Annotated in this window: 15 protein-coding genes and 1 pseudogene; 7 read left to right on the forward strand and 9 right to left on the reverse strand. The window is 71.3% G+C overall.

Translation table 11 applies throughout. The annotated features are described in order from the left end of the window. Positions 1-7 precede the first annotated feature (7 nt). The 3 genes from AFR_RS11370 to AFR_RS11380 form a co-directional block, all read right to left on the reverse strand. Entirely contained in the window at positions 8-1,495 is a 1,488-nt protein-coding gene (locus AFR_RS11370; protein ID WP_023360510.1) for an ATP-binding protein, read from the reverse strand. A gap of 112 nt (positions 1,496-1,607) precedes the next feature. Beyond that, a complete protein-coding gene (locus AFR_RS11375) occupies positions 1,608-2,825 on the reverse strand; it encodes a threonine synthase (protein WP_023360512.1) in 1,218 nt (405 codons plus the stop codon). Between the two features lie 12 nt (positions 2,826-2,837). Further along, complete coding sequence (locus tag AFR_RS11380) at positions 2,838-4,358, reverse strand: TROVE domain-containing protein (RefSeq protein WP_023360513.1); 1,521 nt, start codon at positions 4,356-4,358, stop codon at positions 2,838-2,840. A gap of 543 nt (positions 4,359-4,901) precedes the next feature. On the opposite strand from AFR_RS11380, the gene AFR_RS11385 reads away from it, so the two are divergent. Continuing rightward, entirely contained in the window at positions 4,902-5,303 is a 402-nt protein-coding gene (locus tag AFR_RS11385) for an SgcJ/EcaC family oxidoreductase (RefSeq protein ID WP_041840791.1), read from the forward strand. Here the strand turns inward: AFR_RS11385 and AFR_RS11390 are convergent. Both AFR_RS11390 and AFR_RS11395 read right to left on the reverse strand, forming a co-directional pair. Further along, complete coding sequence (locus AFR_RS11390) at positions 5,300-6,121, reverse strand: metal-dependent hydrolase (RefSeq protein ID WP_023360517.1); 822 nt, start codon at positions 6,119-6,121, stop codon at positions 5,300-5,302. The genes AFR_RS11385 and AFR_RS11390 overlap by 4 nt on opposite strands. A 119-nt stretch (positions 6,122-6,240) precedes the next feature. Next, positions 6,241-6,705: a DUF1707 SHOCT-like domain-containing protein gene (locus AFR_RS11395; RefSeq protein WP_041842029.1), complete on the reverse strand. Its 465-nt coding sequence runs from the start codon at positions 6,703-6,705 to the stop codon at positions 6,241-6,243. Between the two features lie 443 nt (positions 6,706-7,148). On the opposite strand from AFR_RS11395, the gene AFR_RS11400 reads away from it, so the two are divergent. Next, positions 7,149-8,534 (forward strand): sensor histidine kinase, encoded by a 1,386-nt coding sequence (locus tag AFR_RS11400; protein WP_023360521.1) that lies wholly within the window; start codon positions 7,149-7,151, stop codon positions 8,532-8,534. Further along, complete coding sequence (locus AFR_RS11405) at positions 8,531-9,217, forward strand: response regulator (protein ID WP_023360523.1); 687 nt, start codon at positions 8,531-8,533, stop codon at positions 9,215-9,217. Before AFR_RS11400 ends, AFR_RS11405 begins: the two co-directional genes overlap by 4 nt. Before the next feature lie 11 nt (positions 9,218-9,228). Here the strand turns inward: AFR_RS11405 and AFR_RS11410 are convergent, their stop codons facing one another. Together AFR_RS11410 and AFR_RS48675 are read right to left on the reverse strand one after the other, a co-directional pair. Next, positions 9,229-9,978, reverse strand: a complete 750-nt coding sequence (locus tag AFR_RS11410) for a LysR family substrate-binding domain-containing protein (RefSeq protein WP_023360525.1) — start codon at positions 9,976-9,978, stop codon at positions 9,229-9,231. 36 nt (positions 9,979-10,014) lie between these two features. Then, a pseudogene (locus AFR_RS48675) lies at positions 10,015-10,146 on the reverse strand (LysR family transcriptional regulator); the annotation flags it as partial. Between AFR_RS48675 and AFR_RS11415 the strand changes: the two are divergent. From AFR_RS11415 to AFR_RS11425, 3 genes are all read left to right on the forward strand, one after another. After that, complete coding sequence (locus AFR_RS11415; protein WP_202963981.1) at positions 10,127-10,819, forward strand: NADPH-dependent F420 reductase; 693 nt, start codon at positions 10,127-10,129, stop codon at positions 10,817-10,819. The pseudogene AFR_RS48675 and the gene AFR_RS11415 overlap by 20 nt on opposite strands. A 209-nt stretch (positions 10,820-11,028) precedes the next feature. Further along, positions 11,029-11,823 carry a pentapeptide repeat-containing protein gene (locus AFR_RS11420; protein WP_148307925.1) on the forward strand — a complete coding sequence of 265 codons (795 nt, stop codon included), beginning with the start codon at positions 11,029-11,031 and terminating at the stop codon, positions 11,821-11,823. A 7-nt stretch (positions 11,824-11,830) separates the two neighbouring features. Continuing rightward, a complete protein-coding gene (locus tag AFR_RS11425) occupies positions 11,831-12,979 on the forward strand; it encodes a PQQ-binding-like beta-propeller repeat protein (RefSeq protein WP_041840792.1) in 1,149 nt (382 codons plus the stop codon). A gap of 101 nt (positions 12,980-13,080) precedes the next feature. On the opposite strand, the gene AFR_RS11430 is transcribed toward AFR_RS11425, so the two are convergent. Then, a complete protein-coding gene (locus AFR_RS11430; protein ID WP_041840793.1) occupies positions 13,081-13,575 on the reverse strand; it encodes an NUDIX hydrolase in 495 nt (164 codons plus the stop codon). 68 nt (positions 13,576-13,643) lie between these two features. On the opposite strand from AFR_RS11430, the gene AFR_RS11435 reads away from it, so the two are divergent. Next, positions 13,644-14,069: a MarR family winged helix-turn-helix transcriptional regulator gene (locus AFR_RS11435; protein WP_041842032.1), complete on the forward strand. Its 426-nt coding sequence runs from the start codon at positions 13,644-13,646 to the stop codon at positions 14,067-14,069. 157 nt (positions 14,070-14,226) lie between these two features. Here the strand turns inward: AFR_RS11435 and AFR_RS11440 are convergent, their stop codons facing one another. Next, positions 14,227-15,015, reverse strand: a complete 789-nt coding sequence (locus tag AFR_RS11440; protein ID WP_023360537.1) for an SDR family oxidoreductase — start codon at positions 15,013-15,015, stop codon at positions 14,227-14,229. Positions 15,016-15,025 lie beyond the last annotated feature (10 nt).

A 15,025-nucleotide genomic window follows, 5' to 3' on the forward strand; every position in this document is an offset into this window, starting at 1 on the left:
ACCTTCCTTAGCGGTTCTCGTCGGGCTGGTCCGCCGCTTCGCTGCGGGAGACACCCTGCATGAAGGAGGCCATCAGGCCCGTGTTGTGCTCGGTGTCGTCGTCCGGTGCCGCCGCCGGCGGGCCGGCCTGCAGCTCGGGCGCGAGGTGGGTCTGGCTGTGGCGCCGGGGCAGCGGGGGCGGGGTGGTCACCGCGACCGGCTCGGGGACCTCGGCGGGCGGCGCGAAGGCGGGCCAGACCGGTGGGGCGGCGGCGATCTGGGACGGCCCCGGGATCCGCTGCGCCAGCTCCATCGTGTTCTGTGACAGCGCCAGCCGCGTACCGGTGGGCTCCGGGTCGGCCTGCGCCGAGCCGAGCAGGTGCTGCGGCAGGATCACCACGGCCTGGGTGCCGCCGTAGATGTTGCCCTGCAGCTGCACGGTGACACCGTGCTGGCGGGCGATCATCGAGACCACGAACAGGCCGATCCGGCCGTCCGCGAGCAGCTCGTCGAGGTTGATGTCGTCCGGGTTGAGCAGCAGGCGGTTGACGCGCTCCTGGTCGTCGCGCTGCATGCCGAGGCCGCGGTCCTCGACCTCGACCGCCACACCGGCGGCGACGTGCTGGGCGCGCAGCAGCACCTGGGTGTGCGGCGGCGCGAACATCGTGGCGTTCTCGATGAGCTCGGCGACCAGGTGGATGATGCTGGCGACGGCGTGCCCGGGCACCGTCCCCTCGATCGGCGGCACCAGCTTGACCCGCGAGTAGTGCTCGACCTCGGCGATCGCCGAGCGCAGCACCTCGGTCAGCGCCACCGGGCGGCTCCACTGCCGGCGCGACACCGCGCCGCCGAGCACGGCCAGGTTCTCGGCGTGGCGGCGGATGCGGGTCGCCAGGTGGTCGACCTGGAACAGACCCTTGAGCAGGTCGGGGTCCTCGACCTCGTTCTCCAGCGCATCCAGCAGCTTGATCTCGCGGTGCACCAGCGACTGCAGCCGGCGGGACAGGTTGACGAAGACCTCGACCTGACGTCCGGCCGAGGTGCGTACCGGGACGGGCCGCTGCTCGGCCACCTGGAGCTGCTCGGCCAGCCGGGTCAGCTCGGCCCGGGCGTCGTCGAGCGCGGTCCGGGCGCCGGTGGCCTCGTCCTTCGCGGACGCCGCCCGGGTCTGCGCGTCGGCGAGACCGGTGCGGGCCGCGTCGGCCTCGGCCCGGGCGGTCGCGGCCTCGGCCCGGGCGGTCGCTGCCTCGCTGAGCAGGGGAGCGACGCGGTCGTCGAGCTGCCGGACCGTGCCGGCCGCCTTGGCCGCCACGACCACGAGCGCGAGCACGCCGAGCAGGAAAGCGACGACCAGCACGAGGTCGGACGTGTCCGCGCCGCCGGCCCAGAAGTAACCGGCCGTGACCGCGAAGAGCAGTGCGGCGGCCCCGGCCGGCGCGGCGATGAGCCAGGTCAGCCGCCCCCGCAGCGCTACATCGTCCGTCGCGGGCACGGCGGACGGGGGAATGTGTGGCATGAAGATCCTTTAGGCGGCGAGAGACGTGTCGTGGCCAGGCAGGAAATGAGTTCCATTGTGGAAGCAGCGATCACTCTAGTGCGCCCGTGAATCTTGTCCAGCGCTGTCGGTCTCAGAGCGACGGGATTGCCCCGCTCACCGGCAGGGTCGGCACGTCGACACCGATCGTCTCCGGATATTTGAGCCCGGCGCCGGTGTTGAGCACCACCACGGTCTCCGCGGCGCCGAGGAAACCCGACTCGCGCAGCTGCGCCGCCGCGACCAGGCACGCGGCGCCCTCCGGGCAGATGAACGTGCCCTCGTCACGGGCCAGCACACTCTGCGCGGCCAGCAGATCCTCGTCGCTCACGGCGATGGCCGTGCCACCGGTCTGCCGGACGGCGTCGAGCACCAGAAAGTCACCGAGCGCCTTGGGCACCGTGATGCCGAACGCCACCGTGTGCGCGTCCGGGAACGGCACGCTGACCTCCGCACCCTGATGGAACGCCTCGACGATCGGCGCGCACCCCTGCGCCTGCACCGCGACCAGCCGCGGCAGCCGCTCGCCGATCCAGCCCAGCTCCTGCATCTCGCGCAGCGCCTTGTAGATGCCGATGATGCCGACACCGCCGCCGGTCGGGTACAGGATGACGTCGGGGACCCGCCAGCCGAGCTGCTCGGCGAGCTCGTAACCCATGGTCTTCTTGCCTTCGAGGCGGTACGGCTCCTTGAGGGTCGAGACCTCCTGGTAGCCGGTGCGTTCCCGGACCGCGGCGTTGACCAGCTTGCCGGCGTCGCCGATGAGCCCGTCGACCAGGTAGAGCTCGGCACCGGTGGCGACACACTCGGTCCGCGTGATGGCCGGCGCGTCGACCGGCATCGCGATCAGGCACCGCATCCCGGCCCGGGCGGCGTAGGTGGCCCACGCCGCCCCGGCGTTGCCGTTGGTGGGCATCGCAACACCGGTGACACCGAGCTCGGCCGCCCGCGACACCCCGACCGCCGCGCCGCGCGCCTTGAACGAGGCGGTCGGGATCAGCCCCTCGTCCTTCATCAGCAGACCGGGCAGGCCGATCCTCGCGCCGTACCGGGGGAGCGGCAGCAGCGGAGTCATCCCCTCGCCGAGAGTGGTGACAAACGCGGGATCGCGCACCGGCAGGACCTCGTGGTACCGCCACAGGGTGGCCGGACGGCCGGCGAGCGACTCGCGGGTCAGGGTCCGTGCCGCCCGCTCCAGGTCGTAGCGGGCGAGCAACGGAACCCCGGCCGGACTGACCCCCTGGACGACGTCAGCGTCGTACCGGGCCCCGGTCCGCGAACACTCCAGGTGGCTCAGCGCCGAATAGGTCATGCACCCAATAGATCAGAACGGCCACACCTCGCGCGAGCCGGCCTCGATCAAGGGGATCATCGAGAACGCGGAGTCCGACAGGCCGCCGAACGTGTACCGGTTGTCCTCGGGAGCCGTGTGCCCCAGGCGGTAACCGGCGAGGTTCCACGTGTAGACCGGAACCTCCCGCGGGACCGCCGCCACCACGTCCTCCTGACCGTGCCAGTGCGCCTGCTCGTCCGTGAGGACCACCACGCGGGTGTGCCCGTCGTAGTGCTTCCACACCGCCTGCGCGGTCTGCGTACCGGCGTTGAGGAAGTAGCCGTCCTCCCGGAAACGGCGTACCCCGGCCAGCACCGACTCGCCCCTCCGGCTCGGGAAGACCTTCGAGGTGGTCGAGAACGACACCACGGCCGGCTTCTTCGCGCGGGCGGCCAGGGCCAGCCCGAACACCGTCGCCGCGTCCCAGCAGCGCAGGGACCCGTCGCGGCTGAAGTCGCTGTTCATCGACCCCGAGGTGTCGATCAGGATCAAGGTCCGGCCGTCCAGAGCCGGCACGTTCGCCAGCGCCAGCTGCAGGGCCTTCTCCAACGGGTACGCCCACCGCAGACTCGGCGCCGCGTTGTACGACGACAGGAACCGCATCGGCAGGACCCGCGATTTCGCCACCTCGTCCGGGTCGCACAGCCGTGCCGCCACCTGCTCCGCGACGGCGTCGGAGACCCCGGCCGCGTCGAAATTGCGCAGGTTGCGCAGCAGGGCGAAGTAGCCCATCGACGGGATCACGCCCTCCCACGCCGCGGCGTCCATGGCCGTCTGCCGCCACCCGGCGAGCGCCTCCCAGGTCATGCCGGCGGCGCGCAGCACCTCCGGGTCGGTGGTGTCCCGGCGCTGCTCGACCGGCAGGGCCATCAGCTCGGCCCGGGCCGCCAGCAGGCTCAGCGAGGCCGGCACCGGGTTGTCGCGCTTGTGCCGCCGGTCCAGCGCGTGCCGGAACAGCTCACCCTGCCGCTCGTCCTTGGCGACCGGGTGGGTCAGGTCGACCACGTCGCCGAAGCGCACCGAGGCCGCCTCGGAGTCGTACTTGAGCAGGCTGCGCTCGTGGTAGAGGCGTACCGCGGCGTCGGCGACACCACGCTTGACCGGCTTGGGCAGGGAACGACCGTGCCGGCCCAGCCAGTACGCGAGGGCCTCACCCGGCTCGTCGGCCCGCTGCAACGCGGAGTCGACCACGGCCCGCGAGCCCGGAATGCCCTCGGACACCTGCGCCCGCGCACCCTCCAGCGCGGCCACGACGGACGCGGACCGCAGGTTGGCACCGAGCCGGAGCCACCGCACGAAGCGCGCGAACCACTCGGGGTCCGCGACGGCGACCGTACGCACCAGCTCCCGGAACCGTGCGTCCCGGTCGGCGGCACCCTCGTAGAAGGTGTCCTCACCGACCAGGTTGGACACCGCGAGCAGGAACAGCTCGGAGCGTGGCGCACGGGCAAAACCCGGAGCGCCCTCGGCGGTGACGAGCGTCTGCCGCTGCTTGACGTTGAACTTGGCCATCGTGTCCCCCCATGTTTCTTGCGCAGGTTTTTTGCGCAGGGAGACGCACCACTCCGCACGCCCGAGATCAAAGTCGGCCACGGACTTATATCTGCCGCTCTACCGTTGAGCTAGCCGCCCGAGAGCGACCGGAGGACTCGAACCCCCGAACCAACAGAGCCCGAAGTAACCGTTGCCTGCGCACCGGGCGTGCGGAGAGGTTGCGCCTCCCGAGATCGGAGCCGGCGACGGACGGCTCTTCACCGGGGCCGTGGGACCCCTCCAAGATGTAACCGTCGCCTTCGCACCGGGAAGTGCACACCCACCGAGATCGAAGCGGAGACGGAAACTGGCCCCTTGCGGGGCCTAGGTGACCTCGGCCGCTGGTCGACATCGCCGGTACGACGATGACGGGATTCGAACCCGCGTCTCCCCGTTGAAAGCGGAAGTAGCCGTCTTCTGCGCACCGGTGAGTGCGAGAGAAAGGTAAGCGTTCCGCACCCGTACCGGCAAACGATTTTGGGGCTTTACTTCAACGGCGGTTCAGCTTCTACGGTCTTTCCCATGACTTCCCGCGACGTGCAGGACCTGACCGATCTGGTCGCCGAGCTCGAACGCAGCCAGCGGCAGGAGGACGTGGACGGCTTCCTCGCCCTCTTCGACCCCTCCGCTGTCTGGGTGAACGGGGCCGGCCGCCGCCTGATCGGCCTCGACGAGATCAGCGAGTTCACCCGCGGCGTGCTGCCGGGCGCGATGGCCACCGGATCGGTCGACTACGACGTCGAACACGTCGCCTTCATCACGCCCGACGTGGCGCTGACCGGCGTCCGGCAGCAGTACACCGACCTCGACGGCAGACCACTGGCCGAGGACGGCGCGGGCAGCCCGACCTACGTCTGGATCCGTACCGGAAGCACCTGGAGGATCGTCGCCGGGCAGAACACCGCCGTGATCGCGCCCGGTTAGCCGCGGGCCCAGACGTCCAGGTCGAGTTGCTGCAGGACGTGCGGGGCGAACAGCCCGAAGACGGAGAGGACGGCGACCAGGGTGAACAGCGTGCGCAGGACGATGACCTCACCCTTGCCGCCGACCCGGACCGCCATGCCGTTCGGGACGCCGATCATGCGCCACATGCGCCGGCCCATCGGGATCGGCCACAGGATCGGGACACCGTTCTTGGTGATCATGTCGCCGAGCAGGTGGACAAAACATCCCACACCGACTGCGAAGCCGAGCATCGGATAACCGCGGTCACCGGGCAGGTTCGCCGCCGTGAACCACGCGATCACCCCGGAGGCCAGGGTCACGATCACCCAGCCGGCGCGCTCGGCCCACTCGTCGAAGAGCCCGCGCAGCGCCAGACCGGCCATGAAGAAGACGATGAAAACCACGGCCCATTTGCCCTGACTCGCGCACAGGCTCGTGGTGCCCCAGCCGACCAGACCGGCAAAGGGCAGGGTGTGCGTGAAGGTGCGGTGCCCGTTGTTGCGGCGCGGATCCCGGCTGAGCTTGGTCGCGGTGTAGACGCCCAGCGAGATCTTCTCGATCACCTCGGCCACGAACAGGGAGAACACCCCGAACGTCCGGGCCACGGTCGCGCCGCCCTGGTTGCGGGTCACCTTGCCGGACAGGTCCAGGTCCGGCAGCAGCGCACCGCCCGCGCACACCGCCGTACCCACGGCCACCGCCAGCGGTGACTGCTCATATCCGGCAAAATGGTCCAGTGCCAGGCTGCCGGACAGCCAGACGGCCGCGCCCGACAACGCGTGCGACGGACCCATCATGGTCGAGACCACCCCTCCCCGTGACCCCCGAGCGCGTCGCCCGGGGGTAAACCCGGCAACTCTCGCAGAGCGGGGAGGGGCGTTCAACGACCGCCACCTCTACTGTGGAGTGTTCATGATCACCTGTAGTTCGGTGCGTTCCACGGCGCGACCTGGTGCCGGTGGTAGTGCTCGAACCGGCGGTTGCCGTACCGCGCGTGCCGCATCAGGCCGATGACCAGGAACGCGAGCGGAATCGCGGGCCAGAAGAAGTGCGCGCCGGACAGCGCCCACAACGAGGTCAGGAAGAACGCCAGGACGACCACAAAACCGGCGTGGCGGCGCACGTCCCGGCGTGTCGCGGCCTGGGCCTGCGGCGTGTCGGCGAGCGCCCGGCGGCCCTGATCCGGCAGGTCGGCGGTCAGCGGGGCCAGCTCGTCCCGGAACTTCGCCGCGTAGACCTGCCCGAGCCGCTCCTCACCCTCCTCCAGCGTGAGCCGCCCCTCGGTCATCGCGGCCCGCAGGATCTCGGCAACCTGCTCGCGTTCGGTGTCGGAGGTCCGGAGCCGGTTCGGCCCGGACCAGGTGGCGTCGTTGGGATGCACGGTGACCTCCTGAAACGTGGCGGGATCTGACACCAGAGTCCCCGATCCGCCGCCGGCCCGCGTCGCCCCGGCGGAGCATCCCGTACGCCGCCGGCGGAGCAGCAGGCGACCGCCGGCGTACCCCCTGGGGCGTACGCGGGGGACAGGCGTACGCCCCAGGGCGCAGGACGGCATCGTCGCCGGTGTGGATGCCGGGGTGAGCAGCGGTGCCGTAGGTTCGAAACGTGCGAGATCCGGGCCGCCAGCAGCCGCCCCGGCGACCGGATCGACCCGGCCGCCCGGGCCGCCCCGGCGCGCCTGCGGACTGGCTCGACGCGGTCGAGGCGCGGTGGTCCGGTCGCTTCAGCCGCGGCCGTGACGCTCACGTCTCCGGGTCTCTGTCCGACCATGGGCCAGGGCTCGACCGTGAGTCCGCCTTCGACCCTGGGTGGCCAGGTCACGGTGTGCCTGGCTCCGACCGTGGGCGGGCGGGTCACGGGGGCGACGCCGGCTTCGACCGTGGGCGGCCAGGTCACGGTGGTGAGGCCGACTCCGACCGTGGGCGGGCGGGTCACGGTGGTGGGTCCGGGTTCGGTCGCGGGGCCGCCGGCCGGGGGCGTGGGCCCGGGTGGGCCGGGACTGATCGGTCGCGGTCCTGGCCGCCGCGGCGGGCTGACGGTTCCCCACGACAGGGCCGGCACGCCTGGCCCGGTGCCGTCGTCGCCGCGCTCAGCTTCCACGCGTTCGGCAGCGGGGCGGAGGCGTCCGCGCTGGCCCATCCGACCGACATCATCGCCTGGGTGCTGCTGCTGGCCGGGCCGCTCGCGCTGGCCTGGCGCGGCCGCGCCCCCATTGCTGTCCTGATCGTCTCCGGTGCCGCGACCATCGGCTTCGCCACGCTGGTGGAGCCGGCCTGGACCTACGCCGTCGCCGTGGTCATCGCGCTGTTCACCGCGGTCAAGGCCGGAAGGCGGGCCGTGGCGGTGCCGATCGCCATCGCCGGATACCTGGCCTACCTCGCGGTCATGTGGTTCTTCGCCGATGCGCTGGGGCTGCCGGCCGCCGTCCGGCCCGAGGTCCGCGACTCCGTGCTGACCGCGGTGGGCCTCGCGATGACGGTGTTCGTCGGCAACGCGGCCCGCGCGCGTTCCGCCTACCTGGCCGAGATGAGCAAGGCCAAGGCCGAACGCGCCCGTGCCAAGGAGGAACAGGAACGCCGCCAGGCCTCCGACGAGCGGCTGCGCATCGCGCGCGAGCTCCACGACGTGCTCGGCCACCACCTGTCCCTGATCAACGTGCAGGCCGGTGTCGGACTGCACCTGATGGACAACCGCCCCGAGCAGGCCCGCGAGGCCCTCGCCGCGATCAAGACGGCCAGCGCCGAGGCGCTGCGCGAGGTCCGGGCCGTCCTCGGTGTGCTGCGCCCCGAGGAGGAGGCCGCACCCCGCCAGCCCGCCCTCGGCCTGGACCGCCTGACCGACCTCACCGCGGACGCCGGCCTGCCGGTCACCACGGAGACCGTCGGGCAGCGGCGTGACCTGCCCGCGGAGGTCGACCGGGCGGCGTACCGGATCGTGCAGGAAGCCTTGACCAACATCCGCCGGCACGCGGACACGGGGGTGGCGGCGACCGTGTCGGTCACCTACGCCGAGACCGAGCTGCACCTGTCGGTGCAGAACGACGGACTGCCGGCCGAGGACGAGCCGGACGGCGACGACAACGGCAGCGGCATCGCCGGCATGCGCGCCCGGGCGGCCAGCCTGGGCGGCACCCTCGAAGCGGGACCACTGCCCGGCGGCGGGTACCTGGTCTCGGCCGTCCTTCCCACCGGAGCAGGAGAAAACACATGATCAGGGTCCTGCTCGCCGACGACCAGGCCCTCGTCCGGGCCGGCTTCCGGGCGCTGCTCAACGCCGAACCCGACATCGAGGTCGTCGCGGAAGCCGGCGACGGCCTGGAAGCGGTACGCCTCGCCACCGCGACCCACCCGGACGTGGCGCTGATGGACATCCGCATGCCCGGCGTCGACGGCCTCGAAGCCACCCGCCGCATCGCCGCCGACCCCGCCCTGACCGGCACCCGGGTGGTCATCCTCACGACCTTCGAGCTGGACGAGTACGTCTTCGAGGCGCTGCGCACCGGTGCCTCCGGCTTCCTCGTCAAGGACACCGAACCGGTCGAGCTCCTCCGCGGCGTCCGCGCCGTCGCCGCCGGGGACGCGCTGCTGTCGCCGAGCGTCACGCGCCGGGTCATCGGCGAGTTCGCGGCTCCCGGTGGCCGCGGGCGCCCCGCCCTGCCCCCCGAGGAAGCCGAACGCCAGCTCGACCAGCTCACCGACCGCGAACGCGAAGTGATGGTCCTGGTCGGCGAGGGCCTGTCCAACGACGAGATCGCCGCCCGCCTGGTGATCAGCCCGGCCACCGCCAAGACCCACGTCAGCCGCACGATGGTCAAACTCGGCGCCCGCGACCGCGCGCAGCTGGTCGTGTACGCGTACGAGGCGGGCCTGATCCGTCCCGGCTGGCTGGCTTAGACCCTTCCGACTCAGCCCAGCCATCCGTGGCGTTCGGCGTACCGGCGGGTGGTGGCGACGACGCCGGCGACGGCGGGTGAGGGATCGGAGGTGGACCACAGCATCGAGAATTCCGCCTTGATGGTCGGAGTGGTGATGTTGCGGTGGGTGACGCCGATACCGGCCTTGGCGGCGTGCTCGGTGAACGAAGCGGGCGCCAGGCCGACCTCGTGCCCGCTGGCGAGCCGCGAGAGCATGGCGTTCACCGGGGGCTCCTCGAAGGTGCTGATCCGAGGGGTGAACCCGGCCTGGTGGCACGCGGCGACAATGCCGTCGTAGTACGCCGGGGCCAGGCGGCGGGGGAACAGCAGCAAGGTTTCGTCGCTGAGATCCGCCAGTGGGATCTCTGCCGCGGCCGCCCGGCGGTGGTGCGTGCCGAGAACCGCAGCGACGCGTTCCGCGCGGACGAGCTCGCCGGCCACCCCGTCCGGGATCGGCGGGAAGAGGGCCAGACCGATGTCCAGGTCGCCGACGTGAAGTCGTTCGGGGATCTCGGCGCTGAAGAACTCGCGGGCGTCGATGGTGAGGCCGGGATGTTCCTCCTGGATCGCCTCCAGCAGCGCCGTGAGCGTGCCGAAGCTCGCCACCGGTGTGTAGCCCAGACGGATCGTCGTCGTCTCGGCCGACCCCGCCAGCCGGGCCATCTCCAGGGCACGCTCCAGCGCGGTCAAGGCTCCCGGCGCCTCGTCCGCGAGCGCCCGGCCTGCCGCGGTGAGCTGCACCCGGCGGCTCGAACGGACGAAGAGCGGCGTACCGAGGGTTTCCTCGAGCTTGCGGATCTGAAGGCTCAGGGACGGCTGAGAGATGTAGAGGCGCGCGGCGGCCCGGCCGAAGTGACGTTCTTCGGCAACGGCCAGAAAATAGCGGAGAGTGCGCGGGCTGACGTCGATAGGAAAATCCTATCGTCCGGTACGCATACAGGTCTTGGACTGGCGTCCGGCGGCGATCTTAGTGTCGTTCCGTGCACCGGAGGCACTCCGGCGCTTTCCGGACCCGCAGGAGAAAACCATGAACATCACCGTGATCGGACGAGGCAACATCGGCGGTGGACTGGCCGACCTGTGGGAGCGGGCCGGCCACAAGGTGGAACGCCTCGGACGCGGAGGTGGCGATGCCGGCGCCGCGGATGCGGTACTGATCGCAGTCCCCGGCGACGCGGTGCAGGCGGCCCTGTCGTCGGTGACGGGACTGTCGGGCAAGACGGTGCTGGACGCCACCAACCTGTACGGCGAAGTGAAGCCTCCGGCCGGTTTCGGTTCCAACGCCGAGTACGTCAAGTCGGTGACCGGCGGGCCGACGGCGAAGGTGTTCAACACCAACATCGCCGCCCTGTACCCGCAGATCGCCGACGCCCGCGCCCGGCCGAGCAACCTGTGGTCCGGTGACGAAGAGGCCCGGCGTGTGGTGGAGCAGCTCAACACCGACGCCGGCTACGAAGCGGTCCGGCTCGGCGATCTGAGCCAGGCCGCGACTCAGGAGAGCATCGCGCACGCCATCATCGCGATCGCGCAGAACGGCCTCGGCGCCTTCGTCTACCGGATGGCAACCCCCGAACAGCTCTGAGAACTGCTCCGGCAACCGCAGCGGCCGACCATAGGAGCAGCCCGGTCGCGGCCCCGGCAAAGGCGGGCCAGGCGCCGCGTCAGCGTCTGCCCCCGCCGGAGCGTGAGGTTTGCTGCGCCCAGCGCTGAGTAATCTCGGCGGGTGAATCCGGCTCAGCTGCATCATCTGGCCATGATTGCCCGGCCCGGCTCAGCGGCGGGTGCAAGCCGGTGACTGCGGAGATGTTCTTCGACCACGAGCACCTGACGGACCGCGATTTCACCGGGTTGCGGCTGACGAGCTTCGGCGCCGTCGGCTCCGGCTTCGAGCGCTGCAATTTCGCGGGATTGCGGGTCGACAACGCGGCCTTCGGGTCCGGTGTGGAGGTCTCCGAATACGTCGACTGTTCGTTCGACGGCGCGGTTGTGCGTCGCACGACGGGCGGGTTCGCGCGGTTCGTCCGGTGCAGTTTCCGCGACGTCGACCTGCGTGAATGGGACGGCGAGTTCGTCGACATGGTCGGCTGCGTCGTCACCGGGAAGGTGCGCTCCGGTCAGTTCTGGGGCGCGCCGCTGCCGGGCTCGGGTGAGTCGCGCCTCCGTTCGTACGCGAAGGGTCTGGGTGAGCCGCCGCAAAGTGTGCGGCAGCTGATGACCCGGACCGCCAACGAGTTCCACGGCAACGACTTCTCCGGGGCAGAGCTGATTGGCACGTACTTCCGGGGAGGCGCGGACCTGACCCGGCAGCGCCTCCCGCAAGGGCCCGACTACCTGTACCTGCCGGACGCCGCGGCGACCATCGCCGAGGCGGTCGCGCGGCTCGACGCTGGCACGGAGACAAGCCTGCAGCCGCGGGTGCGACGCTTCCTGACCGGGGTGCTGTCCCGCGACGTCGAGCAGGGTCAGCGGCAGTTGCTCGTCCGGGCGAAGAACTTCGCATCGCGCGGCGTGGTCAAACCCCACGCCGCCGCGGCGGTGGCCCTGCTCAGCAGCGTGATCGTTTCCTCCGGGCGTCCCGGAAGTTGATCACAGTATGCGGAAGCTTTCGGTAACCCTGGCCTTGACCTGCATCGTTGCTGTCGGATTGGCGGACGTCGCCGTCCCGGCCGCCGTGCAGGGCGCCGCCACCGTCACGTCGCGGGCGCACGCCACGCCGTCGTTCAACAGCACCGTCTGGGCGATCGCGGCCCGCGGTGACACCGTGTACGTCGGCGGGTCCTTCACCGCGGTCACCTCCCGCGGGCGGACCTTCCCGCGCAAACGCCTGGCCGCCTTCAGCGCCCGCACGGGCGCGCTCCTGCGATGGTCACCCGCTGCCAACGGTACGGTCCGAGCCCTGGCCGTCGCGGGCACCTCGATCTACGCGGCCGGTGACTTCGACACGGTGTCCGGCCTGCGGCGTGACTCGGTCGCCCGGATCGACACCAGCAGCGGCCGGGTCGCACCCTTCGCGCACCGGCTCACCGGCGAGGCCGCCACCCTCGCGATCGGCAACGGCCGCGTGTACGTCGGCGGCCGCTTCTCCTCCGTGGACGGTGTGTCCCGGCGCAACGTGGCCGCCTTCTCCCACCGCGGCGGCTCGCTCGACCGCAGCTGGCGCCCGGCCACCGACGCGCGGGTCCGCTCGCTCGCCGTGACCCGCAGCCGCGTCTACCTCGGCGGCGAATTCCACCGGGTCAACGGTGCGCGAGGCGCCGGCCGCATCGCCGCCGTCACCCCGACCGGCGGTGCGCTGGTCCGGTCCTTCCGCCCGAACGCCCCAGCCATGGTCATGGACGTGGCCGTCGACTCCCGCGGCGTCTACACCGGCACCGGCGGCCCGGGCGGCCGCGTCGTCGCCTACTCACCGGCGGGCCGCGTCCGCTGGACACACCTCTTCGACGGCGACGTGCACACGATCGCGGTCCTGGGCGGGATCGTGTACGCGGGCGGCCACTTCGACCGGGCCTGCCGGTCCACCAGCACGATCAAGCAACTGGGTTGCCCGGCCGGCTACGCCTCGCGCATCAAACTCGCCGGCCTTGACGGCCGCGGCCGCCTCTCCGGCTGGAACCCCCGCGCGAACGGCGCCGTCGGCGTCCAGGTCCTGGCTGTTCACCCCGGCCAGCGCCGCATCAGCGCGGGCGGCGCCTTCACCCGCATCGGCGGCGCGTCCCGCGAACGCTTCGCCCTCTTCGGCTGACCCCAGCGGCGGACAGGCCCCAAGCCTGTCCGCCGACCGCGCCGACCGCGCCGACCGCGCCGACCGCGGCGGGGCCGTGCCGGCCGCCCTGACCGCTAGAGCTAGATGCCGGTGAGGAGTTCTTCGCCGGGCTGGGCGAACCAGGCCGGCGCGTTCTCCTCCAGGGACGTGCGGATCCGGACCAGGGCGAACGCGTTCATTTCTGGCAGGGCGTCCGGGGCGAACCAGCCCACCGCGATCGATTCGGAGTCGTTGACGCGGGCTTCGCCGCCGATCGCGCGGCAGCGGAACCAGGTGTTGACCATGTGGCAGCGGTCGCCGTTCACGTAGGTGACTTCGTGGAGGGCCACGCCGGCCAGGCGTTCGATGGTGACCTGGACGCCGGTTTCCTCTTCGACCTCGCGGACGAGGGCGTCGGCGGGTTGTTCGCCGGGGTCCATCATGCCGGCGATGACCGACCACTGGTGGTTGTCGCTGCGCTGGCCGAGGAGGATCTCGCCCCGGTCGTTGAGGACGATGGCGCTGACGGTGGGGAACATGATCAGGTCGTGGCCGACCCGGGCGCGCAGGCCCTTCACGTAGTCAGATGCAGGCACGCCGCGACCTTAGCGCCGGGTCGTTGGTGTACCAATTGTTGGCCTGCAACCGTTGTACGGTGGACAGCATGAGTGACCCCTTGGCGCTGGAGGAGCAGGTCTGCTTCGCGCTGTCCGTGGCGGCCCGCGGGGTTGTTGCGGTCTATCGGCCGCTGCTGGAGCCGATGGGGCTGACCCACCCGCAATATCTCGTCATGCTCGCCCTGTGGGAGCACGCGCCGCTGTCGGTGCGGGAGCTCAGCCGCCTGCTGCAGCTGGACCCCGGCACGCTGTCTCCGCTGCTCAAGCGGCTGGAGGCGATCGGTTACCTGCGCCGGGAGCGGGACACCGCGGACGAGCGCAGTCTCGCCGTCACGCTCACCCCCGCGGGCCAGGCGCTCCGCGAGGAAGCACTGAAGATCCCGCCGGCGGTGGTCGAGCGCCTCGGCATGCCCCTCGAAGAGCTCCGCACCCTCCACGCCGCCCTGACCAGAGTCATCGCCGCCGCCCACTGAGCCCGCCGCCGGCCGGGCCCGCCGCCGGCCGAGCCCAACGCCGCCGGGCCCGTCGCCGGCCGAGCCCAACGCCGCCGGGCCCGTCGCCGGCCGAGCCCGCCGCCGGCCGGGCCCGTCGCGGCCGAGCCCGCCGCCCACTGAGCCGCCGGTCACACGGTCACACGGTCGGGACCGTTCCGCCGTCGATCACGTACTCGGCGCCCACGATGGCCGAGGCGCGGTCCGAGACCAGGAATCCGACCAGGTCGGCGATCTCCTCGGTGTTGGCGAACCGTCCCAGCGGTACGCCTCCGAGCGAGTCGTAGATGCTCTGCTTCGCTTGTTCGCGGCTGATCCCGTTGCCCTCGGCGATCCGGTCGACGAACCTTTCGTAGGCCTCCGTCTCGATCCCGCCGGGGCTGATCGCGTTGACGCGGACACCGCGCGGGGCGAGCTCGTTGGCGAGCCCCTTGCTGTAAGTGCGCAACGCGGCTTTGGCGGCCGCGTAGGCCAGCGACGCCTCGTACTGGGGAAGTTCGCGCTGGATCGAGGTGAAGTGCAGCACGACCGCCGACCCGGACTTGATCATCGCCGGGAGGAGGGCTCGATCGAGCCGTACCGCTCCTAGGAGGTTCAGGTTCAGCTCGATCATCCATTGTTCGTCGGTGATGATCGCAAAACCGCCGGACGGCGTCGAGGCGCCTCCGACGACGTGCACCAGGATGTCCAGTGCGCCGCCGGTCTCGGCGATCCGGTCGGCCACCGTCTTGGCACCCTCGACCGTCGAGGTGTCGGCCTCGATGAAACGGTCGGGGTGCTCGTACCCCTCGGGCATCGTCCGGGCCGTCGCGTAAACGTCGGCGCCCATCTCCCGCAGTCTTTCGACGACGGCCTTGCCCGAGCCCTTCGATCCGCCCGTGACCAGTGCGCGGCGTCCGTCGAGACGATCGCGATCCGAGGTGGGCATTTTTTCTCCT

This window comes from Amorphoplanes friuliensis DSM 7358 (assembly GCF_000494755.1).
Taxonomy (GTDB): domain Bacteria; phylum Actinomycetota; class Actinomycetes; order Mycobacteriales; family Micromonosporaceae; genus Actinoplanes; species Actinoplanes friuliensis.

Coding starts and splice junctions, on each gene's coding strand:
- AFR_RS11380 (WP_023360513.1), bottom strand. CDS start 4,358: ATGGCCAAGTTCAACGTCAAGCAGCGGCAGACGCTCGTCACCGCCGAG.
- AFR_RS11375 (WP_023360512.1), bottom strand. CDS start 2,825: ATGACCTATTCGGCGCTGAGCCACCTGGAGTGTTCGCGGACCGGGGCC.
- AFR_RS11385 (WP_041840791.1), top strand. CDS start 4,902: ATGACTTCCCGCGACGTGCAGGACCTGACCGATCTGGTCGCCGAGCTC.
- AFR_RS11440 (WP_023360537.1), bottom strand. CDS start 15,015: ATGCCCACCTCGGATCGCGATCGTCTCGACGGACGCCGCGCACTGGTC.
- AFR_RS11435 (WP_041842032.1), top strand. CDS start 13,644: ATGAGTGACCCCTTGGCGCTGGAGGAGCAGGTCTGCTTCGCGCTGTCC.
- AFR_RS11390 (WP_023360517.1), bottom strand. CDS start 6,121: ATGATGGGTCCGTCGCACGCGTTGTCGGGCGCGGCCGTCTGGCTGTCC.
- AFR_RS11425 (WP_041840792.1), top strand. CDS start 11,831: ATGCGGAAGCTTTCGGTAACCCTGGCCTTGACCTGCATCGTTGCTGTC.
- AFR_RS11370 (WP_023360510.1), bottom strand. CDS start 1,495: ATGCCACACATTCCCCCGTCCGCCGTGCCCGCGACGGACGATGTAGCG.
- AFR_RS11405 (WP_023360523.1), top strand. CDS start 8,531: ATGATCAGGGTCCTGCTCGCCGACGACCAGGCCCTCGTCCGGGCCGGC.